Source organism: Rhizobium sp. SRDI969 (assembly GCF_025152725.1).
GTDB classification, from domain to species: domain Bacteria; phylum Pseudomonadota; class Alphaproteobacteria; order Rhizobiales; family Rhizobiaceae; genus Rhizobium; species Rhizobium leguminosarum_I.
Genome location: NZ_CP104035.1, coordinates 481,867 through 505,907 on the forward strand (window position 1 = coordinate 481,867; position 24,041 = coordinate 505,907).

Sequence of the window (24,041 nt, forward strand, 5' to 3'; positions counted from 1 at the left end):
TTCAATCAAAGCCAAAGCGGCTCGGTTCGCACTGAAGCTTTTAGGGGACAACTTCGTGAAGTGGCCAGTTTTTCCTGAATAATCAACTTCCTCGTTGCAATTCCTTGATTAAGGACGAGGCGAACGCGTGGAATTTCAGTACCTGATCGGCATAGATCTCACCATAAAATCCGTTGGCGACCGACCCCAGATCAGCCACTTCTATCGCGTGCTGGATGGCTTTGACATCAGCAGTGCCCGAGGCTGCGAAGAGAATATGTGGGACTTCGCTGGAGTGATGGCTGGACCCGATCGTACCCCCGTTACACGAGCTGATCGGCGTCGCGCCCGCTGCGGACAGGGCAACGACCGCACCCGCCATGCCGGGGTCAAATCCGTTCAACTCGTTCGCGTCGGACATGTATTCGTCGATGATTTCCTCGGCCTTGTCCGTGGTCCAGCCCGCCTCCGCCAACTCTCCAAGATATTCGCGCTCCTGTTCACAGATCAGCTCGGCGTCCGATACGCTCCAACCTCGCATATCGAAATATGCGAGGTTTAGCGCGATGCCGTCCTCGGAGGCCGCCAGCTCATCGTCTAAGTGTCCGATGGCAGCGATGTTCAGCTCCCGAACGATCTCCACCTTCGCGAGTGCTGGCTTATCAAAATGTTCCATTCTTTGCCTACCTCTGTTTGAGTCGGCATGTTAGCAAAAGAGGTCGCCGATCAGAACACCATCTTAGGGTTGCGTGTATCGAAGAACTTGGGAGAGGACGATGGAAGAAACGGAAGACTACTCTGATGTCCGGCTAAAGTCATGGTGCATCCATTGCGGCGACAACCTTTCGAAGGTCGGTTGGACTGAAGATCACGTTCCTACCAAAAGCCTCCTGCCGAAGCCTCGTCCCCACCATTTGCCGGTGATCAAGATATGCGCCGCATGCAACAACAGCTTCTCCAAGGACGAGCAGTATTTCGTCACCTTCCTGAGTTGCGTGATGGCCGGCAGTACGGACCCTGAGGTTCAATTCATTGCAAGTGCCGCGCGCTCTCTTAGGAGCAGTCCATCTCTGCGTGCTGCGATCGAAAACGCGAGGTCGACCGATCCAAATCGGGAGGATGCTGCGCCGACATGGTCGCCGGATGTGGAGCGGGTGCACAGGGTCTTACTCAAGAACGCGCGCGGCCATGCCTTCTTCGAGCGGGGCGAACCCGTGACCGATGCTCCTGTAAGCATCATCGCCGTGCCGCTGCCGACCCTGTCGGAACAGGTTCGCGTCTGGTTCGAGCGAGGGGCGGTTCAGGGAGCATTGGCGAGCTGGCCTGAAGCGGGAAGCCGATTGATGCAGCACATCGTTACCGGTCAAGACATGCTCGGAGGATGGATCGTCGTCCAGCCGGAACGCTACCGCTATTCACTCGAGGAAGACGGTGGACTGGTCGTGCGCTCGGTGATCTGGAACTACCTAGCGACCGAGGTTCGCTGGATGGATACCTGATTCAAGGTCAGTCCAGGCTACGGAATAGCTCTGCAGACAATCGCCGGAAGCGCCGGGTCAGCGCAGGCCCTGCCGGTAGCCACCATAACTCGCTCGGCGACGACAAGGGGCGACCGCGTTTCGCACTCCCAGATCACGACGACCCGCCATCCTAAAGCCCGAAGCTCGTCGATAACCCGTCGGTCTCGGGCGACGTTCCCAGCCAACTTGGCTTCCCAGAATTCGGTTCTGGTTTTCGGTGTCGAGGCCCTTTTACAGGTGTGCCGGTGCCAAAAACAACCGTGAACGAAGATCACAGTTTGATAGCGCGGAAGCACAATGTCCGGTTTCCCCGGAAGGTCGGCGCGCCTGAGGCGAAAACGGAAGCCCAATGCGTGTAGCAACTTGCGAACGATGAGCTCGGGGTTTGTGTCACCGCTCCGCACCGCGCGCATGTTGCTGCTTCGCTGGGCCGAAACCGGAAGACCGTGGTCATCCTTCACTCCGGGTTCCCTAACTTTATCCGGCCACTGCCGCGACATCCTTCAAACCTGCCTCGTCCTTCACCGGCTCAACGATAGCTGCAGCGATTGCAGTCGCAATAGCTTTGTCCGGCGGAGCGACGAAATCCAAGCCGATACGGGTGAATTCGATCCCCAGCTTATTGATGAGATTGAGGGCGTACTCATATCTCAACTGACCGACGATTGTCGCCTTTATGGGCTTCACCTCCAGGGTACCGCTTTCGCCGCTGATGACGCTGATGCCCAGGTCAGCAACCTTGTCCTGAACTTTGAACTTGCCGAAATTGTCGGCAAACATCATGCGCCATACCGGAGAGGCGTTTTCTCCGCTCTTTTCAAAAACACTATAAGTAGCCACCTCATTTTTCTGCTCGTCGAGCAGAAAAACCATGGTGTTGGAATTCACGTCCGCGCGGCCGACGTCGTCTCGGACATGCAGCTTCACGGCGAGGAATGGCTTCGTCTTGGCTTTCGAAGATCCGGTTATCCCGATCTGAGTCTTCTGCTCGGGCACAAGGTCGCACGCCGGAGAAGCGCAAACCCAAAGCTCACGGCCGAGCTTCAGGAGGTGTCCGGGCTGGAGATGCCATCCCGACACCGGCTTAGTAGAAATATAGGCGTTGTAGTGGTTGATTGTGAGGTCCGTGCCGCCCTCAGCGCTCGGGGGCACTTCGTAGTGGGAAGCGAAGCCGGGTGCAGCCGGATCGGAAGAGGTGGGGTCGCATTTGACGAGTTTGAGCCCGAACTCCACAGCCTTGGCGCCGACCTTGTCGAGCAATCGTTCCGTATGTCTCGCAGCGTGTGCCTCGATGAGAGTTCTGCGTTGACTGTCGCCAGCCTCCCCGGTCACGTCGGAGGCCAACAGTTCCTGGTAGTACTTCCAATATGCCCTGCGGTCGCTGAAGGTCGTGTCCTCTGCCATGACACCCAGCGAGCTGATTTCGGCCCGGATTCGTGATGAGATCATTCGGGAGGGGGATGGCTTCCAGTCGGCCAAGGCATCCCTAAGGGTGTCGAGAAGCTGCGTGTTTTGTTTTTTGGCGAACGCGATGAAACCGCCACTGGTCCTTATCCACGCATGGTCGGACTCTCCGGGAGAGCTCCACCTGAATTGGGTTTTTCCATCGGTCTTGACCATGCGAGTTTCATGCTTGGAAAGCGCCCAGTATAACGCGAGCCTGCATTCACCCGCTTTCCAACCTGCCTTTTCGCAGATGGCCTTAAACTTAGCTGCTTCGGGATAATCGTCGATGAATTGAGACGGTGAGACATTCTTATCGAGTGCCCGTCGATAGGCCAAGTAGGAGCCCTCCCGCATCGCCTCTTCAACTTCGGCCTCGATATCTTCCCAGTCGCCCTCTTCCTGCGCCTTCTCGAGAAGTTTCGATCCCATGGTGACCTTGCTCCCGTCACTTGCGATAGGCGACAACAACGAGAGTAGAATTGTGTTAAATGGGGTTACCAAGTCGTCGGTATCGGTGTGAACGACCACGAGATTAAAATGGGTACTGGCGAGCAACTTCACGAGAATCTGCGACGCCTTGATGCCGTACGGCTCCTTTGGCTCGAGCTGATAGTCGAGGACCAACAGGTCGGATTGGTGCAGGTAACGACTGATCTCAGCATTGTCGCCACCGTCGTGGATATCGACTGTCAGTGCGGGAGACTTGTCGCGGAACTGCTGGACGACCCGATGCATCTGTTCGGGGGGCGCCCAACGCTTATCATTCCGCTCGTAACCTTCTTTCCCGAAGATCGTGTCCCAGGTGGGATAACGGTCGTCAATGATCAGAACCGAGCGGATGGGATCGATGAATGCTTCTTGCACCAAGATTGGAAGATTCGCAATTGGCTCGGCAGCCGCCATAACATCATTCATTAAAGTTCGCCCCTCGAAACTTGATTGCAAAGTTCGCTCCCGGAAGCAGTCCGTCGTCGTCTTGCATGTAGCTGATCTGATGCCCACCCGCGGCTAGGTTCGCTTGGCAGAGATAGAGGCCGACCCCGCGGCCACCGTCCACTTTGCGGGTGAAAAACAAGGTGAAGAGCCGTTTTACGTCGATTTCGTCGATACCGGGACCGTTGTCGGCGACGATGACCAAGCCGTCCTTGACATCGAGCAGTATCGTCGGGTTCTCAATCCGTGCGTTGATCAACCAATAGATGCTGTTGTTCACAAGGTTCAGGAACACCGGTAGTAGTCTCGATGGTTGTTCGAAGACGGTGAACTTCAAGAACGCCTCCCCGGCTTTAAACCGGATGCCGTTGTCTTTTATAATTCTTTCGAAAAAATCCGAGACGTAGTCGAAAAGGTATTGTCCCGAGATGTTTCGCGGCTCGATCCGGCCAGCCATACGCAACGGGCTAAGAAAGTCGATAATGTGCTTCAGGCCGGCATAGGCCGTCTCAACCTGATTTAGAGCGGCCCTGTCGCCGGCGTCTTTGGCCAATCGGTCCAAGCCGAAGCCTATGCTGCGATCGTAGCCTCTGAATTCGTGATCAAGAAACTCGACGGTTATACCTAGCTGGGCCAAACCATTCAGCCGGTCGACTTCGCGCCTGAGCTCGGCGTTCTGCTCGCCGCCTAAAACCGCGATCGCCTGAAGGTCGATGCTCTCTCTCAGATTCTCGAGTGCAAAAATATAGTTTCTGAACAGTAGCTCGTTGTCCGTGTCGATCCGTTCCTTGGCATCCGATACGGACTTCGACGCAGCAGTCAGGCTCAAGACCTTGGACTCCACCTGTTGCAGAAGCGGCGCCGTTTCCTGCCTGAGCAACTTATTGCGCTCGCCAGTTAAGGCAATTATGCGCTCTCTCTCCTGCTCCTGCAGGCCGCGTATTTCACGTGCCCACCGACTAACCCGCGAAGCCAACTGAGCCTCGTTTCGCTGAATCTGCTTGAGAAGCACCTCTTGGGGTAATGGCGGCTCGATGCGCTCGACAGCCGCGGCGACCTCTTCCGCGTACCCGGCCACGAATTGGCCGAGCTCCCTCAGCGTTCCCCGGTACTTGAGGTAGTCATTTTCCATCGAGCCCAGCGAAGACGGAACAGGTGGCAACCTAAGGTCGGCCAATCGTGCCTGAGCGATCTCAAGGGCCTCCTGTGAGGTCGAGATGTCATCTACCGTCTCAATCCGGCGGTTGGCTAATTCGGACCGGATATTTTCCGAGATGGAGGGGATAGAAGCTAGATTCGCTTTCAAGGTCTTTCGGAAAACGTTTCGTACCTTTTTCCGCAGCTTTTCCTGGTTCTCTTTCGCCAATCTCTCGGCGTGATTGCGTCGCGTGACTTCGATCTCAACCTTTCTGTCGGGCGAATTCGAACCGAAGTAGTCATAGGCGGCGGAGGTCAGTATGTTCACGACCAGGGTCTTGAGCGTCTTCGCAGCCTTGTTGACGATGAAACCTTCTCGACCCGCTTTGTCCTTCAGGTTCGGGTTGCCTGCCCTAGTGATTGCGATACGCCCGAAAATACGACGTGCGTTCCAATATTCGCGGCCCGCATTGATGCTGCGACGTTTCTCGAATTCGAAAAAGTCGTTGTCCTCGCGTCCGTACGGCAATACTCGCAGGCTATCCCGATAGATCATGAGGCCTGCGTGGCCGATGGAATGCTCTTTGAATCGCTCGATTTCACCGGGCGTGTGTGTGGAGTTCTCAACCTGCTGTTCGAAGGTCGCGAAATAAATGTCCATCGAACCCAGTCGCGACGCTGGACCCAGTGGAATTTCGAGCTCCTTTGGCGGCGGAATCACGTAGTCGCTGCCGGTCTTACGCCACTTGCCGAATGACTTAACTTGCCCACGGAATACGCCGTCTGCACCGATACGACCGTCAACGATGTGTTCCATCTGATCGGTCAATTTCCGATTGAAATCATCTTCGGAACCGATGATCGGAGTGCGGGAGCCCGCGGAGTATACGTCTACCCTATAGTCGAACTCCGGACGGACTGCCTCAAGGTCCGGACGGTTCGGGTCGAACAATGGATCGACGAACCCGCCGAGCGTCGAAACGAACCGGGATCTGTCGCTCTCGGCGATCTTCAGATCTTTGTTGGCCGGAAGGAATACTGAGAACTCCTCGTTCGCCCCCGACACAACCATTGCGGTTCCGTGGTCGAGCTCACCGGTCCATACCGGCCAAAGGGCGAGGTGATGATCTTTGATTCTAAACGATCGACATGCGTCGATGATCAATTTGGAAGGCTCGACGAAATTCTTGTCGCTTGAGTTCGACCGTGAGACGTGATCGTAATTGGTCCAGGAGCTAAGAATTCGACGATCTCGATCAGTATCCTTGCCCCCTACGCCAACATTTCGAAGTAAGGCTTCAACCATTTCCGGTAAGCGAGCCAAGACTGACCTGGCATCGGGCAACGAAACAACTGGTATCTCAATGTCTGATAGGATCAAGTACGGGTTTTCAAACAACCGCCAGTCGATAAGAGCAGCAGCAGTCTGCTGGTCGCGCCGCTTGCTGATCAGTAACATGACCGGTCCGAGATGGGCGGACGACAAACGGCCGATCCCCTTTTGCCCTTGTCTTGAGCGCGCTGGCAGCCCGTCCATGTCGGACTTGCTGCGCGAGTCCTCGAAGAGCTTCGACTCGGTTCCGACGACGAGCCAGCGGTCAACCAGCTCCTCGTAATTCATCCCGTGGCCGTCGTCTGTGATGGCGATGACAAGCGGAGACTCATCGAAAACCGTCAGACTGACCTGCCGGGCGTAGGCGTCGTACGAGTTTTTCCAGAGCTCCGAAATGGCGGTGGGAACGTCCGCGATCTGCTCCCGTCCGAGATGGTCGACCGTCCGGGCGCGTGTCTTGAAGCTGACGGTCTCCATCAGCCCACCTTCGCCATCGGTAGGTGTGCCTGACCGGGAATGTTCTCCTTGGACGTGAGCAGGTTTTTAATATGTGTGACGAGCGTTCTGGCGAGGAGCACGGGAACCGCGTTACCGATCTGTTGCCCTGCAGCCATCAAACCTCCTTCAAAGACGAAGTCGTCAGGAAACGTCTGGATGCGTGCGGCCTGCCGTGCAGTAATACCGTGATCGAGAGCGGGATGGACGAACCTACCCTTCGACGGGTTGATGCAGGCGGTAGTCATTGTGGGAGCCGGTTTTGCCGGATTTATCCGGCCGTAAACGTCCTTATGGCCGTCATGGCCCTTGTGGCACTCCAGTTCGCGGTTGGAGTCCTTGCGACTACCGCCGTTGTGCGGCGTGCTCGCGAAGGCGTCGATCAATGTCTGTCCATGTCGCATATGGACATCGTTGGGATCATTGGCCGGGGCGGGCAGGAAAGCCTGGCTACAATCCACCCAAGCGGTTAGACCGGCAGACATATTCTCGCGCCGCTCACCATGCGTCGGCTTCGGTGGCCAGATGAAGCCCTCTGTCGCGACATCCTGACGCAACCCGAGAATGAACACGCGCTGGCGTCCTTGCGGCGTTCCGTAGTCCCGCGCATCGATTTTTATTGGATCGAAGATCATATAACCGCTTGCGTGGGCTTGGGCATAGAACTCGTCCAGGTAGTCCTTGTGGCGCGGCCAGAGCATCCCCGGTACGTTTTCCATCAAAAAGGCTCGGGGTTTCAAGGCTCGCACGAATCCGAAATAATCATGGATAAGGGCATTGCGCGGATCTGCAACGCCAGCGTTCTTGATACGATGACGCGAGAAGCCCTGACATGGCGGGCCGCCCAGCAGCAGATCGCATTCCACGCTGGCGGAAAAGTGCTTTCTCGCCAATTCTGTAGGATCGAGCTTAGTGATGTCCTCGTTGTAGACCGTCACGTTCTCAGCGCGGGAGGGTTTGCCGATATTGTTCTTGTAGGTTAGGGCGGCGTGCGGGTTGAACTCGACCGCGAAGACGACTTCGCACCCGGCGTCGATAGCACCGAGCGAAAACCCTCCGGCTCCTGCAAACAGGTCCGCGACCTTCAAGATTGTACTACTAACCAACCAGACTAACCCCGTGACCGGGCAAAAAAGGCGTGCTCCGGCTTTGTCCCGTGCACACCCTAACTACCTCTCCGAAAAATTTGAAATAGAAAAGAAAAATTTGAACAGAAAAGGTCAACGGATGGTTTTCTTGGGGCTGTATCCGATTAGCAGACGCCACGACGGATTTCTCGTTGAAGGCGTCGAACAAACGGCCGTTGCGCTCGGCGCGAACCATCCATGATTTGGCCATGTGAATTCTCCCTGTCAGGGAGAATACATTCCTGACTCATCGATTGATTGCAAGGCTGAGATTGTTGTCCTCTATTGGATGTATTAGCCGTAAGGTGCTGCTTCGGAAATCATTTCCGCAACCTCACCCCTTGAACACTCGCTCGCGATGATATTGCAGGAACTGTGAATGCGGTCGCTCGTCCGGCCTTAGTGGGACGAGCAGGCGCCGCTCGGGATTGATGAGCCGGGTGATCGTGTCCGGCACGCCGCCGCTCGCGATCAGCAGGCCGTAATCGTCATCAGCCGAAATCAGCCCGCGGTCGAACATCCAGTGCACCGTGCCGGAAAGCGCAAGCCCGTTCCGAACACTGTCTGGGCCGCCGTCGGCGACGGGACGAATGTGGGCTGCCTGGGCCTCTGATCGTCCGCCGCCATTGATCAGCTTGAGGCCGGTGACGGCGCAGGTGTCATGATAGGCCGTCTTGATGGCAGCGGAGAAGGCATGGTCGCGGAAGGGGCGCTGGAGCACTTGCGTGACGATACGGCGATCGATGCTCTCAATCTCGTAAGGCATCTGCGGATTGTCGCCAAATCCGATCCGGGCTTCTTCGGCCGGATCCGGCGTCGGGCGTTCGCGGTCACGTTTCCCGAGGACATGCGCGAAGCCCGCGGCGAGGATGAGGTCATACTCGGCGTCGGGGATGTTCCGGACAGCGCGGCCGAACGCTCCCTTGTTCGTCGAGCCGTCCTCCTTGCGCAGGCCGCTCTCGTAGTAATGATCCGCCTCCTTGAACGGGACGGCATGATCGAAGGGCAGGAAGTCCTCGATCAGCGCGTAGAAGTGGTCAGGTTTCGACGGATCTTCGATGATGTCGGCAATTCGCGCCGTAGCGAAATACGCCTGTTTGCCGCCGGTCTTCATCAGGTCGCCGCTCGGACGCCTCGGTTCATAATAGACGATCCAGTCCCCGCGGGCCGCCTCGACCTGACGCAGATAGGTGCGCGGGAAATGATACCGCTGCTCCGGCAGGTCGTCGTAGGTCGGATCGACCTTGGTGGTCAGTATGGCCTTCGCCATGGGACGGACGTGCTCCCTCTGTAAATCAGGTTGCCGGCATCTTGGTACCAGGCAGAAGGCTGACTTGAAAAGGCCCGGACACTCCCGACGTGTCAGCCCTCGCTTTAGCTGAAAGCGTGCACGTATTAATTGTGGCAGTTGCTTGCGTTCATGGAAATGAAAATTTTTCGATTCGCCGCTTATTTGAGGCATTTTATAGTATCGTAAAGAATTGTTCGATGTATTAGTCATTACTATTCTTGGATAAGATTTATTGCAAAACTTACGATTGCTTTAACTTTGTGAGTTGTTCTGAGATAATAGATGGGTAAAAGCGGTTGTGCTTTTACGGTCATAACTTTTGCATGGAGATAATCATGGCCAAGACTGCCGACGCATTCACCCTCCCGTCCGCCGCCCGCATGTTCTACGAAGCCTACTCGCTCGCCGAGGACACCAAGAGCCAGCTCGAAGAGACGGCCACGTTCCTCATCGGCGTTTCGCGCCGTTCGACCGAAGAGACCTTCAAGTTGGGCGAGCATCTTGAGCGCGCAGCCGGGCTGCTCCCGGAAGGAACACTGGAAAAATGGGCCGTGGAGCGCTGCGGCTACACGGCGCGCCATGTCCGGACCCAGCGCGCGGTGTTCCGCAACCTGGCCCGCTACAAGGATATTCTGGTGGAACTGGCTGTCGGTCCGACGGTTCTTGGAAAGCTGAGTACCGCCGAGCCCGAGCAGATCGAGCAGGTTATCGGCTTTGCCGCCCAGAACGGTAAGCTCAGGGTGCAGGACGTCGCAACGATTATGGCCGGCGCGAAAAGCGAAGCAGAGTCACGGCCACAGATCCATCCGCACGATGTCGGCGGCCTTGACGGGCTCAAGGCAATCATCGCGATCAAGGTCCGGGATGGCATCAAATCCTTCGTCGGACACCTCGAAGAGATCCGCGCGCATGTCAGTGAGGCGCTTCTGGAGAAGCGGTTGATCAAAAAGACGCTTGCGGCTCAGATCCATTTGACTGCCCGCCTTGCCCGCAAGGAGCTTGAAAGCCTTGCCCAGTTTGTCATGCCCAATCCGAACTTTGACTACGTGATCTGGGAGACCAAGCTTCCGGCGAACACCCGGTGGAATGACGTCGGAAATCTGCTTCACAAGATCGGTGGCACGGACACCTGGCCGGAAAAGGGGGAACTCCGGACATGGCTTGAAAACGAAGTCTTGCCACTGTTGGAGTGGGCTTCGGCGAAAACCAAGGATCCTGTCTGGCCCCTGGGTGGCACAGCATCGACTTCGCCAAACCTCGCGTCTGTCGAAGCAAGCTCGGTGGCTGAATATCAGCAACAGCGCCAAGTTAACGAGACCTCCGAGTTTGCCGATTGCAAGGCAAGCTCGGTCGAAGACGAAACCGTGAAACGGCTTCAAGCGATGCTTGCGCCATTCGGGGCCGAAGTCACGATGGAATCGCCGGCGGTATCCAGGCAGGTCGTGTCGGACGATTCTATCCCGTCTCTGGCCGAAGCTTTGGCTGAGTCGCCGAAAGCCTTCAAACGACCCACCTTCCTTGACCGCACCAAGGCAGCCGCCAACAAAGCCGACGACGGAGCCGCATCTGCAGCCTAGCGATAGCGCGGGCTTGGAGGCCGGGGACCGGCCTTCCCGCCAAACTCGAGAGGGCCGCATGTCGGCCCTTTTCTTTTTGCTTCCGGACGGCGACCGGAAACGCGCAGCCAGGTTCGCGTCGACTGCTGGAGGCATTCATCGGCCTCGTACCCCCGTGAGCCCATCGTTAACCTTGTACCGGCTTTGTTCCAATTCTGCTCTTCCGGGTCCTTGAGCCCGGTCGCCGGTCCTGCCAGGTTAGGGCCGTTCGGATGACCGGACACAAAGCGGCCCAAGCCGATGCTGGTAACATCGACAAGGGCCTGACCCTCAACCTTCGTACAAAGGAATCGGGCTATGAGCACGTTTACATCTGCACTCCCCATCGGGAAAGTTCTCCATTCGACCATCAACACCGAAGCAGTCGCCTCGGCTTCCGGATTGAACCAGCGCCCATTCGGCTTCGGCAGCGCTTCGGCTCGTTCCGCAGCGCCGGCCATCGAGCCGGCAGCGCTGCGCCGCCATGCGCAGATCGTTCGCTTCTGTGATGTCGAGGCCGATCTCGACCTGCTGATCGATCGCGCCATCGCGGCAATCGCTGACGGCGAGCCGATCGAGGACGAGATCCTCGGGCACTATGTCCACATTGCCTCGCTCGTCCGCGCCGTGTCGTTCCGCGAAGGCAAGCTGTTGGAGCAGGCGGTCGAGCGTCTAGCGAAGGCCAATCCGAATATCACCGTACTCACGCAGTCGCTCAAACTGCCGCTGGTCAAGGCGGCGCTTGAAGCCGTGTCCGGAAACGACTGGCAGAGCCTCGATGGTGTGAAGCTCGACTGCGAAGCCCCCGCCAAGGGCAGCTACACGCCGGACCTGATCGTCGTGAACCGCGCCCGGCACACCGCCTATATCCTCGACGTCAAACGGTCGCTCGCCTCGTATGGCGACACCAGCCGTCTCGAAGAACTGAAGATGAAGATGATGGCCTCGGCGATGGTCCTGCCGGACTGGCTGTACAAGCACCACAAGCGCATGATGGTCGACACGGTCGAAGTGGCCATCGTCGATGGCGCCAGCCGCCCGAGCGATCACACGACCGGCATCTGGGCCTTGTGCGAGATCGATGACCTGCTGGAGATCGACGGTGTTGCCGCTTGCATGGCCCAACTGCGCCTCCGCTTCGGCCGCCGCGTGCAGCAGCTTCTCGAGGCAGAAGCCCGTAAGGCACTGGGTGTGGTGGCAATGGCCATCTCGGATACGGCACCTGCCGCTGCCATTGTCGCAAACCCGCTGATCGCTCTGAACGGACCGTCTCGCGCTTACGAAGAAGAGCAGGCGATGGTCGCGCCGCACGACGATGATGGCCATTACGATCTTGGCTGCTTCGACGAGGATCACGACGAAGAACCGGAACCGGTCCGCATCCGGGTCGGCTTTGCCCGCCGTCCGCGCCGGCACTGACAGGCCGCCGGCCCGGCATTGATCGCGGCCGCGCCGTGACGCGCGTGGCCGGCATCCCTCATCCTTCCATTCCATGAACGCCGGATGCCGATGCGCTCCGGCGAGGAGACAGTCATGTCCATCGATATCCACAGCCCGTCTGTGGCCGGCTTCCGTTGCGAAGCAGTCACGACCGAAACCGTCGCGTTGCCCTGCGTTCACGGCAAGTCTGCGAATCTCTCTCATATCCAATCCGCCTGCCTTAGGCACGGTTCGAGCTATCGCGACGATCCGGCCGTTCTCATCGGCCTGGCGCTCGCCTGCGTTCGGCAAGGCCCCCTGCTGGATGGCCTTGTGCCGGAACCTCTGATGCTGCGGTTGCATGCACTTGCCCACGGCGGCAATGCGGCATGCCGTCTGTTGCTCGACTGGATGCGCAACCGCAACCGGGATCTCGGCCGGTCCCCGAGCAAGCATTTGACCAGGCCAGCCCCGGTCATCGCTGCGGCGGTTGATACCGGCTGGCATCGCCGTTCGCCGCGCGAGCGTGTGCTGGCGAAGGTCACGAAACTTGGTGCCGACGACGGACGGCGGCGGGGCCGGACGCGGCCCCGCGATCCTGTGCAGAACTCCATCACGGCAATTATTGCCGCGCAGAAGGGAGGCCGCATCGATGGATAAGCTCGCTCGTCTGTTTGTTCACCGCCTTCGGCATCTCGCCCGCCGCGAGGCGCGCCGGACCGCACTGCGCAACGGTCTGCTCGAGGCGAAGATGGTCGAGGTCGATGGTCACATGCTCTGCCGCTATACACCGGCCTTTGACACGACAAGGCTGAGCGGCGATCCGATCCGTGACGGTATCTGGTTCCGGCGGGACTTTGGTGCGGGGTTGGTTGCGCGGAAGGAGGCGAGCACGCCAAGCACCCGCTTTGCGGGCAACGGTGTCGTGGCGATGGAGGCCATCGACGCGCTGCCGGCCTCACCGCTGTTTGCCTTTCCCCGCAACCGCGGCGGCGCAATCGTGCAGGGCGCATTGTTGGGCAATGGTATCGATCGGCGTAGCTACGCCGTTGGCCTGGTCGATCAGGCAGCCGCCGCGCCATTGGTCACTCATGTCGTGTCTGCCCTGGTTCTGGCACGCATGGTCAAGGATGGAGGAAGATCCCTTCGGGAGCTTGTCTATACGCTGACCCGTGTCACACCGGTGGTCACCCTCCACGCGCCGCTCGACGGCTTCGAGCGGGAAGTGCTCCGGCTGCTGGAGAAATCCCGGCTGGTGCCGGGCAGTCCCTTCGCGATCATTGATGCGGACCAGATGTTCGACGACAACCACTTCGATGTTCATGAAGGGGAGGTTCGCAAACGTCTTATGACCTTCTCGGGCGCGGGCGTTCATCGTGTCACCGGCAATGCTCTGCGTCGGCGGATGCTTAGCGCGCTTTCCCGCGGCTTCCCAATTTTCGCCGTCGCGGAAAAGCGGTCGGACATTCCCTCCCTCCTGCGCATCTCCGCCGACCTGTCGCTGGAAACGGGAAAGCTCGATCGCAGCTTCGTCACCGATCTGGTCGAGGTGCTCTACCCGCGGGAGGCAATCGAGATGCTGGGCCTGCCATCGGATTCCGATGCACGCTGGTTGTCGTTGGAGGATCTGGTCCTTGCCTTCCGTCCGGGGCGCCATATCAGAGACGTGCTTCACGTCCTTGCAATCCTCATCGAACGCAATCGCGGCGACTTCGAGGAAGAGGACGGCGATGGCGGCGGCGGCGGGGGTGGCGACAAGGCATCGGGATCGAAGCCTTCCACTTCATCCACGGAGAAGGCGTCGGGATCGGATGAAAAGCCGAAGTCGTCCGAAAGCGATGGCAGCGGTCGCTGGAAGCGCGACAAGCCGTCGGGCGCCGAAGTGATCCAGCCATATCCTTCGCCGATGCCTGACGAGACTGGCCACAAGCCGCCACTGACCGTCGAAACCCTTTCCGGATATGGCAAGGCGAAGAACTGGGCGCTCGATCTCAAGGCCGACCTCGACGACTATCGGGCCAGCATCCTCGCTTGGTCGGAGATGAGCACCAAGCTGTTGCTGTCAGGCCCGCCCGGAACCGGCAAAACCACCTTTGCCCGGGCGCTGTGCAACAGCCTGCAGATTCCTCTGGTCGTCACGTCCGTGTCCACCTGGCTTCAGGGCGGACATCTCAACGACGTGATCGAGAAAATGTCGAAGACCTTTGCAGAGGCGCGGGCCATGGCGCCGGCGATCCTGTTCATCGATGAGATCGACGGCATCGGCAAGCGGCAGCCTGCCGAGCGCGAATATGCGGATTATTGGAATGCCGTGGTCAACAAGGCTCTGGAACTGCTCGACGGTGCTGTGAGGAGCGAGGGCCTGATCATCGTTGGCGCCACCAATCGCCCTGACGATATCGACGAGGCCATCAAGCGATCCGGACGGCTGGAGACCCATATCGAAATCCCCAAGCCCGACGTGCCGACGCTCGCGGAAATTCTTGCCCATCACCTCGGTGACGATGCGATGTCGCTGATCCCGGAGCCGGCAACGGACGTCCAGCCGGAAAACGATGATGGGTTCTCGCTGGGGAAGATCGTCGCCGATCATCTGGAGCAAGAAGCAGAAGAGGAACGGAAAGGAGCCAGCCGATGACCGAGCCGCAGAACACCAACACGGCCGTAGCAGCCGGCCAGCATGCCCACTCCGTCAATGACATTCTGAGGCGACTTGCCACGCGGGCCATGGGGCTGACGGGCGCCGATATCGAACGCATCGTCAGGGAAGCACGGTTGAAAGCACGCCGCGGCAAGCGGGCGATCCGCTATGAGGACATCGAAGACGGCATCCGCCGTAATCGGCCGCCGGTGCCTTACAATCTGCGCTGGCGTTTCGCGTTCCACGAGGCGGGTCATGCCGTCGTCCATCATGCACTTGATCTCGGACCTGTTCGCGGTCTCAATATCGACACCGGGCAGGGCGGCTACAATCTTGTCGGCTTCCACGTCTGGTCCGCCGACACCCGTGACTGGTACGAAAACATGCTGACCATGCTGATGGCCGGGCGGGCCGCCGAGCAATTGATGCTCAAGCGCGTCTCTAGCGGCTCTGGGGGCGCCGACGACAGCGATCTGGCGCGGGCCACGCGACTTGCCTACGACATGGAGCGGACGCTTGGCTTCGGGACCGAACATCCGCTGCTCTACCGTCCTCATCGCGATCCGGGCGCGGTTCTGGATCGTGAACCCGAGCTGGCGGCTCGTGTTCATGCCAAGCTGGAAGCGGCGCTTGACCGGGCGGCGGTGATCCTCAGGAGGCGTAAGCCGATCTTCCATGCGCTGGCGAAGGCCCTATTCGATGCCCAGGCAATGGATGAGGCGGCGGTGCTGCAGATCTTGGCGAACGGTGAGCCGACGCCCTGAAGCTGATAGTCATGCGGATGATGACGAGAACCGGAGTGTAGGATGAGTGTCGCGGTCGTCGCCCATTGCGATTGGAGCATGGAGCAGAAAAAGCGCTGGATGGCTGTGGCCACCAAACGCGGCGGACGATGGTATGTTCAGCCGGAACTCGTCGGTGATACATCGAACTTGTTCGACCGGCTGCGGTGTCGCGCCGTCGAGCCTGGCTCGCTTCTCATCGGGTTCGACTTCCCCATCGGCCTACCGGAGGCCTATGCACGAGCAGTCGGACTTGGCTCTTTCCGCGAGGCGCTGAAATTGTTCGGCACCGGGATCTGGTCAGATTGGTACAGTGTCGCCGATCATCGCGATCAGATCTCGCTGCATCGCCCTTTCTATCCCACGCGCCCTGACGGCACGGCGCGCGCCCATCTTTTCGAGGCTCTCGGCATTTCTGATGCGTCGTCTCTTCTGCGTGTTTGCGAACGGGCGAACGCAGATCGGCAGGCCGCCTGCATGTTGTTCTGGACACTCGGCGGCAATCAGGTCGGCAAAGGTGCGATCTGGGGATAGCGGGAAATCATCGTGCCGAGACTGCACGAGATTGGGCTGTGGCCGTTCGATGGAAGCTTGGTCGATCTCGCCAACTGCAAGCCAGTCGTCGTCACTGAGACCTATCCTGGCGATGTGTACCGTCAGATCGGCATGCCCCGAAGTGGTTGGAGCAAGCGACGTCAGGCAGACCGGCTACGGATGGGACAGAGTATCTTGCCATGGCTTGCAGCGCGGCGGGATCTCGATACCGATCTGCTTAAGCCGTTCATCGATGATGGATTCGACGCGGACAGGGCGGACGAGGATCGTTTCGATGCTACCATCGGACTGTTGGGCATGCTCGATGTCGTCGACGGCCGGCGGGGTGAAGGCATTCCGGCAATCGCTGCCGTGCACAAATGGGAAGGCTGGTCGGACACCATCGTGTTGATGTGACGTGACCTAAGACGAGGTGCGGCACGTTGTCGGCAACTCACCATAGGTTTCCGGCAACCTGAAACAAATTGCGCTCATTTGATTCCGAATTCCGGATTTTTGATTCGGAACTCGAATACGATGATTCATCAACGCCGTTCGCGGCCAGATAGGTCGTCTTGACGTGAGATGACGTGCCCGCAACTCGAAACAAATTGCGGTCATTTGATTCATGGTTCTGCGCCGCCGATTCAAAGCTCGATATTTCCGATTCCGCCGAACAAGGCTTGCGCCGGTGGGCCGGTCCCCTGACCATTGAAGAGATCGAGGATCTGGAGGAGCGACATGAACCTGAAGGCAGCAAGGCAGCGACAGAAGGCGCTTCGCGACACCAACAGAAGGGCGAAGCGGCCTGACAGAGATGATGTGGCCCGGGTGGCGCTGTTCTGGTTGATCCGGCGAGCGATCGAGAAGGGTCAGCAGATGGAGCTGGAGAAATTCCAGAACAAGATCGTCTCGATGCTGGCGGATCAGGGGTTCGATGAGCGCGAATGCGACGTAGTGTTCGACGATCTCGTCGCCAAGTACCGGACGGGCGGCTCGCCGTTTCGCAGGAAAATCCACCTGATCTATCCCGACGGCCCCGACCATGAGATCTGAGCGCCCGCTGTCCACTTGGTCTGTTGTTATCGGATCTGCTTGCTCGACGATGCCGACCAACGCCTAACGGCGTTTGTTTCCTTTACGACTTCTCCCCCCATTACTCCCGAAAACGCCGTTTGATTCTGAATCGGATTTACAGAGAATCAGATGGCTCCAATTCTTCGTTAATTCGCTTCGCTTAGCTCGGCCGGCCCCTCGCAATGAGGGTCCAAGTAACGAACATGATGAAGTGAAATGACCAAGCTAACTGCAATCAAAGCCTTCCAACGTAAGATCGACGCCTATTGCGAACTGCGTCTCTCGACTGTCTTCTCCAGCGACGAAGCCGAAGCCCTCAATGCCTATATGCGGCGGCTCATCGAAAGACGGTGTGCGCCACCTCGAACGGCAGGCCGTACCGAATGGGATGTCGTTGCTCGCACGACAGGGATCGATGCTCGATCGCTTGCTTCGCATCACCGTTTGATCGATCCCGGGTTCGACGCCATCATTCGTTGGAACAAGGACGGCGGGGAAACAGCCGGAGAGGCAGGAGGGGCCACCCGCAAGCCTCAAGGCGCGACAAGGGCAAAAAGGACCCCCGCCGAGAAGACGAAACCGACAATCAAGTCCGCGCCTTCGAAGACGGCACGTCCTCACCTCGCCTCGGCGGAGCCTAAGCCTGGCGTGAAAGGAGAGTTTCCAGAGCCCTTGTTTCGCGAGTGGGATGACCCGGCCGATTTCGCCGAGGCACTCCAGCTTCACATGCGTCGCCACGGTGAGACCTACTGGGTTCTCTATCGATCAGTGGTGCGACCTGATGAGCCCATGGACAAGAATACGCTACTGAGTTGGATCGAAGGCCGGCGCGTGCCGCGGAGCACTGATAGCTTCGACGTGCTTGGTCGTATCGAGCGCCGTTACCGCCTCCCGGAAGGCTATTTCAAAGCGAAGCTGCCACATCAGTCGCGATCGGCGTCCGGGTTCAATCTCTCGGGCATCGAGCCTGCTGAGAGACGCAGGATCGCGTGGCATCTACCCGATGACTTCAATTCGCTTCCCTTCGCCAAGCGCGAGGAGATTTTGGATTGGGTCCGGCGTGTCATCATCAGTGGGTCGACAGACTACCGCAAGTTCCAGGCTGCCGCGGCGAAGCAGCGCTACGCCATCCGGTTTCCCGGCGTATCCTATGGTGGACGCGCGCCGCGTGATGGAAAGATCGCGGTACCGACGAATTATGAAGAAACCTGGATCGAGGATCCCGACCTCCTGTCCGGCGTTATCGATGCGCCGCCGACGCTTGCCATGGAGATGGCCGATCTGGTTCGCTTTAAGACCTCCGCATTGACCTCGATCGGATTTCAGCGAAACGGTGTCTGGGGTGAGGAAACCGCCTCCCAAAAGATCGAGCATCTCGGTCTGATGTTTGGCGCTCTTGCGGCGTCAAAGGCGGGAGAGATCAAGGGATATGGGGTGCCGCTGCGCCAACTGACCTTCGGACTGCTCATCTTTCCGGGCGTATGGGACTGGTATCTGCAATGGCGCGAAAGCCGCCGGGGTTTCTACACGGCGTGGGAAGTCGACATGCTGCGGATAGCCTTGGCAATCACTAAGGAAAGCACCGGGTGGCTTCGACAGCATCCGGAACTCTTGTCGCGTGTGCAGCCCATTGCCGGTCTCGTCTCGCAGAACGAAATCGATTTTGCCCGTGAGGATTGGCACGGCGCCTGCGAGGATTTTCACAAACATGCCTCTCACCGTGTGAAGGAAATCCAGCGCATCGCCAGGGTCCATCGAGATCCGTTCGAGCCCATCATGCCGGTCCTCGAAGCTGACAGTCCTGTCGGCGAATATCGAAAGATCACCGAGGAGATCATCAGGCTGATGCCTGATGAGGAGCGCTATCCGCGTCCGGCTGCCGAGGCGGTTCGCTCGTTCCTCATGTTGAGGCTGGGATTGCATCTGGGGCTTCGCCAGAAAAATCTTCGGCAATTGATGCTATGCCCACGCGGACAGATGCCGCGCCCGGAACGCATGCTCGAAAAGCTCAAGCGCGGTGAACTCCGCTGGAGTGACCGAGATGGTGGCTGGGAGGTGTTGATCCCGGCGGTGGCTTTCAAGAACGCCCATTCGTCGTTCTTTGGAGACAAACCATTCAGGCTGGTGCTGCCCGATCTGCTCGACCTCTACCGCCACATTGATGATTACGTCGAGCGGCACCGTTCGGTTCTTCTTAAAAGTGCTGTCGATCCCGGGACGTTTTTCGTGAAGACGGTCAAGACAACAAGTACCGACGCCGCCTACGACATCACCAGCTTCTATGAGGCATGGCGGCTCACCATCCAGCGCTACGGCATCTACAATCCATACACCGGCCGTGGGGCGATCAAAGGTTTGTTGCCCCATGGGCCTCACAACGTTCGTGATGTGCTGGCGACCCACATCCTGAAGCAGACCGGCTCATACGAGCAGGCGAGCTATGCCATCCAGGATACGGCGGACATGGTGGCAAAGCACTACGGCCGTTTCCTTCCGCAGGACAAGGCGGCATTGGCGGCACGAATTCTCAATCAGGTTTGGGAAGCAGCCTAGTCACGCAGCATGCCGGGGCGGAAATCATTTCCGCCCCGGGCTTCATTTCTTGCCTTCTCGCGCCCATGGCGGCGGTTGCTTGTTCTCGATCCATGGCAGAAGTTGCAGCGGCTTCGGTTCGACGGTCGACGTAATGATCGGATAGTGTTTGAGCGCGCTTCGCATCAATGGAAGGCCGGCCGGATTTGTGTATCGCGTGTTCGTTTCACTGCCTTCGCTCAATCGCCCCGAAATGTCATCGATCACTTCAGACGGGACGCCGGCCTGCTTCAGGGTGTCTGCCATGCCGTGGCGAAGGGCATGAATGGATCGCTCCCACATTTTTTCGCCGAGCGCGCCCCGCATGACAGGGGTGAAAGTGTCGTAGAAACGATCTCCCGGATCGTTTTCTGTCTTATCCGAGAACAGGTCCGGGAAGAGAGCTTCGTATCCGAGTCCCTTGATCGCCTGATAGTAGTCGAGGAAGCCCAATCGAACCAATTCGTCGGGCATTGGTAGCAGTCGTTTTGATTGCGCGGTCTTCAATCGCCTAATGCCATTCGTGCGAAGGAGGATGACATATCCGTCCTCGTCCTTTGCAATGTCGTCGACTGCGAGCCCCGCGAACTCTTTGCGTCGAGGACCCAGGTAAGTGAACAGGATAGGCAGATAGTATAGCGAATCGTGGAAGACATGCTTGCCCGGTTTCCTCCGTTTTCCGCGTAGATGATCCTGTGAGCCCGTATAGATCGGACTTGCGAAAATCGGAGCGATGTCTTCAGGCTTCGGTTTGTATTGCTGGTGACGGATGTCTCCTGCTTTGGGCTTTCGTGGGCGCAGTCCTTCAAAGGTCCAGTTTTCGATTTCGAACCCGTGGCCTTTCAGATGCTTCAGGAAGTGCTGTAGATTTCCGAAGTGCTTTCGGATCGTTCCGGCAGCTAGGCCAACCTTCGCCTTGCTTCCTGAAATCTCCGCAGCCTTACGCAGCGTGTCGCCTTCAGCACGAAGTTCCGGCGCTGACATGACGCGCATCTTGCTGCTTCGGCCCCAGTCCGTCGGAATGTGATTGAAGTGCTGACGCAACTGTCCAATGTGGTATTGTTCGATCTGCCCGGAATGCTCTACCCCATGCTCGATGAGCACCGACTTGAACATCCGAACCAGCGCCATGGCATCTCGTCCGGTTTCGGTTGTCCAATCTTCACCCATGTTCTTGATGAGCTTCTCACACTCCTGCTCGAACTCTTCGAGCGCTACGACCCGCTGGTTCGCACCTTGCGCTTCAGCAATCGCTGCCTTTGCCTTCGGCTCTGCGCGTGGCGAGAGGTCGAGGTATGCGATTTCCTCGGCCCCCTTGATATGCCTTACAGTCGGTGCCGGCTTGCTCTCTTTGCCCAGTATCGAGGAGTGAGAGGCAGCAGGTTCGACTTGAGCAGGCTTCTCCCTGACCATCGACGTGCTCGCTCTGCCGCCGCCTGTGAATTCGCTTGAAGTCCGGTCGACGAGTTCGTGTCGATCGTCGATATCAAGAAGAGCCGCGGCACGACCCTCGAAGATCTTCGACATGGCGCGCTGGCGATTGACGACAGTGTCGTCGATTTCGAAATTGTAGATCAGTCGTCGGATGCCGTCTTCGAAGCCGGGGCTGCGAGCGATGGCCAGTTCGCCCCGGTAGTTCGCCCTGATGGCGTCAATATGCGAAATCGGAACGCCATTGTTCATGAGATAGGTGAAGCCCGCGCAGCCACTCTCCAGCGTCAGCTCCGTCCGGTTCCCGAACTTCGCGATGAGCTGACAGGCCCGGCCTGCTTCGAGATCAAGTTCCATCTCAACGACATCGCCGCCGCGCCCGTTGCGGCGGGCCATCATATTGATGTCGTCGAGCCGTTCGAGCTCCTTGTCGCGCTCATGCTCGAACAGTTTCTGGAGCTGCTGCTTGGACATCGCTTCCTTCGAATGCAGTTTCAAGTCGGCCAGCCTCGTATTGAGCTTCCGGCCAATGACTTGAGCCTTTCTATGGTCGGAACAGTGAAGGCTGAGTGAAAGCCGGCTGCCGGGCTGGCAATGAACGAAGGCGGCCGGAACCCGGGGGCGCCAGTAGAAGATGTTTCCTCGGCGGATGAGATTCTCGACCTCGTGGCGCACAGCCATGGCGAAAAGACCCTGTATCGAGCCCGAAGGTTCAACCGCGCCGATTTCGGCTGGGCATCACCTTTGGGCATCAGTTCTGGGCATCAGGTCGCCAATGATGCCAAAACGGGATCCGGCACGACTGGAAAATCAAGGAATTAAGGGGATTTAGGGAGAATTGGCTGGGGAACCTGGATTCGAACCAAGATTAACGGAGTCAGAGTCCGTCGTTCTACCATTGAACTATTCCCCAGCATAAGCGAACCGGCGGGCGGTCGGCTGGTGTGCGGCGCTTATAACCAAAAGCCGGGGAATTGCAAATAGCTGTTTTGAAAAAAATCGGTACTGCCGCGGAAGGGTGAAACCGTCGCAAATCCCCTGTCCAAAAAAGAATTTGGCGATTTCGGCGGGCGCTGATATTCTTGCGGCAACGCAAAAATCGAATGAGCGCCTGCTGCATATCCCAGGACTTGCGCGGCGCGATGGAAAAAGAACGTGGAAGACCCCGAAGGCGGCGTAAAACCGCAATTTGACGGGGCGTCGGCGGTAGGGCGCAAGGACGGCAAGAAGTCCAGGCGCCGCAAGGGCAAACGTGGCGGGCAATCCCGCAACGCGGCTCATCCCGCTTCGCATGAGCCTTCCGGCGGTGCCGGACAGCCTGCGCGCCCGATGGAAGATGCAGCCGGCAATCCGGCTCGCAAGCGCAAGCGTCGCCGTCGTGGCGGCCATGGCGCTGCGCAGGACGGTTCACCTCAACCTCATGTGTTGGAACAGGCCGGAGCGGCAGATCATGCCGCCCGGTCCGATGGCGATTCGGCGCCGAGCCGTCGCAACCGCCGCAAGCATCGCGGCAAGCGCGGTCTGCAGGGCCGGCCGCTGACATCGGCAAAACCAGCAGGTGTCCCGCAGCAGGAAAGCCGCGCGGAAGAGACGGCGCGCGTCGCCGTCCCGCGCGAAACGCAGAACGGCGCGGCCGCCAGCCGCAAGGGCCGCCAAGACGGCCATATCAATCCCGGTTATCAGGGTGACCGCCAGGGCGGCGAGTATGTGTGGCCGGAGGAGCTCTACGCTGCTCTCGATCTCGGCACCAATAATTGCCGTCTCCTCATTGCCCAGCCGACCCGTGCTGGTCAGTTCCGTGTCGTCGACGCTTTTTCCCGCATCGTACGCCTCGGCGAAGGCCTTGCGGCCAGCGGCCGTCTGTCCGATGAGGCGATGGAGCGGGCGATCGAGGCATTGAGGATCTGCGCCTCCAAGCTCAGGAACCGGGAAATCCGCCGCATGCGGCTGATCGCCACCGAAGCCTGCCGCCAGGCGATCAATGGCGAGGACTTCCTCAGCCGGGTCGTTGCCGAAACCGGCCTTGTGCTCGAAATCATCGATCGTGAGACTGAGGCGCGGCTTGCGGTCTCCGGCTGCTCGTCGCTGGTCGGTCGCGAGACGCGCTCCGTCGTGCTCTTCGATATCGGCGGCGGCTCGTCGGAGATCGCCGTCATCCGCATCGGCGACAATCGCTTCAGCCGCCTCGCCAATCACATCACCCACTGGACCTCGCTGCCGGTCGGCGTCGTGACGCTGTCGGAGCGCCATGGCGGGCACGACGTCACGCCGGAGGCCTTCGAAGGCATGGTGCGCGAAGTCGAAGGCATGCTTGGAAGCTTCGATTGCCCGGAGATCGAGGTCGCCCAGACCGGCGACTTCCACCTGATCGGCACATCGGGCACGGTGACGACGCTTGCCGGCGTCCATCTCGACCTGCCGCGTTATGACCGGCGCAAGGTCGACGGCATCTGGCTGTCCGATGACGAGGTCTCCGCCATGCAGGCAAAGCTTCTCTCCTGGGATTTCGCAAGCCGCGCCGCCAATCCCTGTATCGGGCCGGACCGGGCCGATCTGGTGCTCGCCGGCTGCGCCATTCTCGAGGCGATCCGCCGCCGCTGGCCAAGCCCGCGCATGCGCGTTGCCGATCGCGGCTTGAGAGAAGGCCTGCTCACCGACATGATGGCCGATGACGGCGTGTGGCGGCGCAATCGCAACCGCCGCGGCCAGCGCGCGAGATAGGAAAAAGGC

19 protein-coding genes and 1 tRNA gene are annotated in these 24,041 nt (G+C 58.9%); 11 read left to right on the forward strand and 9 right to left on the reverse strand.

Features of this window, described 5'->3' with window-relative positions; all coding sequences use genetic code 11:
• Positions 1 to 82 precede the first annotated feature (82 nt).
• The gene (locus N2A41_RS02310; protein WP_260110152.1) at positions 83 to 655 is read right to left on the reverse strand and encodes a hypothetical protein; all 573 of its coding nucleotides are present in this window, start codon (positions 653 to 655) and stop codon (positions 83 to 85) included.
• A gap of 100 nt (positions 656 to 755) precedes the next feature.
• Here N2A41_RS02310 and N2A41_RS02315 point away from each other — a divergent pair, with 100 nt between their 5' ends.
• Positions 756 to 1,478: a hypothetical protein gene (locus tag N2A41_RS02315; RefSeq protein ID WP_260110153.1), complete on the forward strand. Its 723-nt coding sequence runs from the start codon at positions 756 to 758 to the stop codon at positions 1,476 to 1,478.
• Between the two features lie 17 nt (positions 1,479 to 1,495).
• Here N2A41_RS02315 and N2A41_RS02320 read toward each other — a convergent pair whose 3' ends face one another.
• The 6 genes from N2A41_RS02320 to N2A41_RS02345 all read right to left on the reverse strand — a co-directional run bounded on the left by N2A41_RS02320 (position 1,496) and on the right by N2A41_RS02345 (position 9,240).
• Positions 1,496 to 1,999: a very short patch repair endonuclease gene (locus tag N2A41_RS02320; RefSeq protein ID WP_311202876.1), complete on the reverse strand. Its 504-nt coding sequence runs from the start codon at positions 1,997 to 1,999 to the stop codon at positions 1,496 to 1,498.
• The gene (locus tag N2A41_RS02325) at positions 1,977 to 3,860 is read right to left on the reverse strand and encodes a response regulator receiver domain (RefSeq protein ID WP_260110154.1); all 1,884 of its coding nucleotides are present in this window, start codon (positions 3,858 to 3,860) and stop codon (positions 1,977 to 1,979) included. Before N2A41_RS02325 ends, N2A41_RS02320 begins: the two co-directional genes overlap by 23 nt.
• Complete coding sequence (locus N2A41_RS02330; RefSeq protein WP_260110155.1) at positions 3,853 to 6,825, reverse strand: ATP-binding protein; 2,973 nt, start codon at positions 6,823 to 6,825, stop codon at positions 3,853 to 3,855. The genes N2A41_RS02325 and N2A41_RS02330 overlap by 8 nt, the downstream gene beginning before the upstream one ends.
• Positions 6,825 to 7,931, reverse strand: a complete 1,107-nt coding sequence (locus N2A41_RS02335; protein ID WP_260110156.1) for a DNA cytosine methyltransferase — start codon at positions 7,929 to 7,931, stop codon at positions 6,825 to 6,827. The genes N2A41_RS02330 and N2A41_RS02335 overlap by 1 nt, the downstream gene beginning before the upstream one ends.
• A 10-nt stretch (positions 7,932 to 7,941) precedes the next feature.
• On the reverse strand, positions 7,942 to 8,181 hold the full coding sequence (locus N2A41_RS02340; RefSeq protein WP_260110157.1) for a hypothetical protein: 240 nt from the start codon (positions 8,179 to 8,181) through the stop codon (positions 7,942 to 7,944).
• A 123-nt stretch (positions 8,182 to 8,304) separates the two neighbouring features.
• Positions 8,305 to 9,240 carry an HNH endonuclease gene (locus N2A41_RS02345; protein WP_260110158.1) on the reverse strand — a complete coding sequence of 312 codons (936 nt, stop codon included), beginning with the start codon at positions 9,238 to 9,240 and terminating at the stop codon, positions 8,305 to 8,307.
• Between the two features lie 356 nt (positions 9,241 to 9,596).
• Between N2A41_RS02345 and N2A41_RS02350 the strand changes: the two genes are divergently transcribed.
• From N2A41_RS02350 to N2A41_RS02390, 9 genes are all read left to right on the forward strand, one after another.
• Complete coding sequence (locus N2A41_RS02350) at positions 9,597 to 10,838, forward strand: hypothetical protein (RefSeq protein ID WP_260110159.1); 1,242 nt, start codon at positions 9,597 to 9,599, stop codon at positions 10,836 to 10,838.
• Between the two features lie 336 nt (positions 10,839 to 11,174).
• Positions 11,175 to 12,275: a hypothetical protein gene (locus tag N2A41_RS02355; RefSeq protein WP_260110160.1), complete on the forward strand. Its 1,101-nt coding sequence runs from the start codon at positions 11,175 to 11,177 to the stop codon at positions 12,273 to 12,275.
• Positions 12,276 to 12,389: 114 nt separating this feature from the next.
• On the forward strand, positions 12,390 to 12,935 hold the full coding sequence (locus N2A41_RS02360) for a hypothetical protein (protein WP_260110161.1): 546 nt from the start codon (positions 12,390 to 12,392) through the stop codon (positions 12,933 to 12,935).
• Positions 12,928 to 14,913 carry an ATP-binding protein gene (locus N2A41_RS02365; RefSeq protein ID WP_260110162.1) on the forward strand — a complete coding sequence of 662 codons (1,986 nt, stop codon included), beginning with the start codon at positions 12,928 to 12,930 and terminating at the stop codon, positions 14,911 to 14,913. Before N2A41_RS02360 ends, N2A41_RS02365 begins: the two co-directional genes overlap by 8 nt.
• Positions 14,910 to 15,680, forward strand: coding sequence for an ATP-dependent Zn protease (locus N2A41_RS02370; protein WP_260110163.1), 771 nt, complete (start codon positions 14,910 to 14,912; stop codon positions 15,678 to 15,680). Before N2A41_RS02365 ends, N2A41_RS02370 begins: the two co-directional genes overlap by 4 nt.
• 42 nt (positions 15,681 to 15,722) lie before the next feature.
• The gene (locus N2A41_RS02375) at positions 15,723 to 16,232 is read left to right on the forward strand and encodes a hypothetical protein (protein WP_260110164.1); all 510 of its coding nucleotides are present in this window, start codon (positions 15,723 to 15,725) and stop codon (positions 16,230 to 16,232) included.
• Positions 16,233 to 16,244: 12 nt separating this feature from the next.
• Entirely contained in the window at positions 16,245 to 16,649 is a 405-nt protein-coding gene (locus N2A41_RS02380) for a hypothetical protein (protein ID WP_260110165.1), read from the forward strand.
• Positions 16,650 to 16,973: 324 nt separating this feature from the next.
• Complete coding sequence (locus tag N2A41_RS02385; protein WP_260110166.1) at positions 16,974 to 17,288, forward strand: hypothetical protein; 315 nt, start codon at positions 16,974 to 16,976, stop codon at positions 17,286 to 17,288.
• 237 nt (positions 17,289 to 17,525) lie between these two features.
• The gene (locus tag N2A41_RS02390) at positions 17,526 to 19,862 is read left to right on the forward strand and encodes a hypothetical protein (protein ID WP_260110167.1); all 2,337 of its coding nucleotides are present in this window, start codon (positions 17,526 to 17,528) and stop codon (positions 19,860 to 19,862) included.
• Positions 19,863 to 19,904: 42 nt separating this feature from the next.
• On the opposite strand, the gene N2A41_RS02395 is transcribed toward N2A41_RS02390, so the two are convergent.
• Positions 19,905 to 21,992, reverse strand: coding sequence for a DUF6538 domain-containing protein (locus N2A41_RS02395; RefSeq protein WP_260110168.1), 2,088 nt, complete (start codon positions 21,990 to 21,992; stop codon positions 19,905 to 19,907).
• Positions 21,993 to 22,150: 158 nt separating this feature from the next.
• A tRNA-Gln gene (locus tag N2A41_RS02400) sits at positions 22,151 to 22,224 on the reverse strand.
• 242 nt (positions 22,225 to 22,466) lie between these two features.
• Between N2A41_RS02400 and N2A41_RS02405 the strand changes: the two genes are divergently transcribed.
• Positions 22,467 to 24,032, forward strand: a complete 1,566-nt coding sequence (locus tag N2A41_RS02405; RefSeq protein ID WP_260110169.1) for a Ppx/GppA phosphatase family protein — start codon at positions 22,467 to 22,469, stop codon at positions 24,030 to 24,032.
• Positions 24,033 to 24,041: the final 9 nt, after the last annotated feature.

Excerpts from the sequence above, each read along its gene's own strand:
- N2A41_RS02310 (WP_260110152.1), bottom strand. The coding sequence starts at position 655 with ATGGAACATTTTGATAAGCCAGCACTCGCGAAGGTGGAGATCGTTCGG.
- N2A41_RS02315 (WP_260110153.1), top strand. The coding sequence starts at position 756 with ATGGAAGAAACGGAAGACTACTCTGATGTCCGGCTAAAGTCATGGTGC.
- N2A41_RS02320 (WP_311202876.1), bottom strand. The coding sequence starts at position 1,999 with ATGTCGCGGCAGTGGCCGGATAAAGTTAGGGAACCCGGAGTGAAGGAT.
- N2A41_RS02325 (WP_260110154.1), bottom strand. The coding sequence starts at position 3,860 with ATGAATGATGTTATGGCGGCTGCCGAGCCAATTGCGAATCTTCCAATC.
- N2A41_RS02330 (WP_260110155.1), bottom strand. The coding sequence starts at position 6,825 with ATGGAGACCGTCAGCTTCAAGACACGCGCCCGGACGGTCGACCATCTC.
- N2A41_RS02340 (WP_260110157.1), bottom strand. The coding sequence starts at position 8,181 with ATGGCCAAATCATGGATGGTTCGCGCCGAGCGCAACGGCCGTTTGTTC.
- N2A41_RS02345 (WP_260110158.1), bottom strand. The coding sequence starts at position 9,240 with ATGGCGAAGGCCATACTGACCACCAAGGTCGATCCGACCTACGACGAC.
- N2A41_RS02350 (WP_260110159.1), top strand. The coding sequence starts at position 9,597 with ATGGCCAAGACTGCCGACGCATTCACCCTCCCGTCCGCCGCCCGCATG.
- N2A41_RS02355 (WP_260110160.1), top strand. The coding sequence starts at position 11,175 with ATGAGCACGTTTACATCTGCACTCCCCATCGGGAAAGTTCTCCATTCG.
- N2A41_RS02360 (WP_260110161.1), top strand. The coding sequence starts at position 12,390 with ATGTCCATCGATATCCACAGCCCGTCTGTGGCCGGCTTCCGTTGCGAA.
- N2A41_RS02365 (WP_260110162.1), top strand. The coding sequence starts at position 12,928 with ATGGATAAGCTCGCTCGTCTGTTTGTTCACCGCCTTCGGCATCTCGCC.
- N2A41_RS02370 (WP_260110163.1), top strand. The coding sequence starts at position 14,910 with ATGACCGAGCCGCAGAACACCAACACGGCCGTAGCAGCCGGCCAGCAT.
- N2A41_RS02375 (WP_260110164.1), top strand. The coding sequence starts at position 15,723 with ATGAGTGTCGCGGTCGTCGCCCATTGCGATTGGAGCATGGAGCAGAAA.
- N2A41_RS02385 (WP_260110166.1), top strand. The coding sequence starts at position 16,974 with ATGAACCTGAAGGCAGCAAGGCAGCGACAGAAGGCGCTTCGCGACACC.
- N2A41_RS02390 (WP_260110167.1), top strand. The coding sequence starts at position 17,526 with ATGACCAAGCTAACTGCAATCAAAGCCTTCCAACGTAAGATCGACGCC.
- N2A41_RS02395 (WP_260110168.1), bottom strand. The coding sequence starts at position 21,992 with ATGGCTGTGCGCCACGAGGTCGAGAATCTCATCCGCCGAGGAAACATC.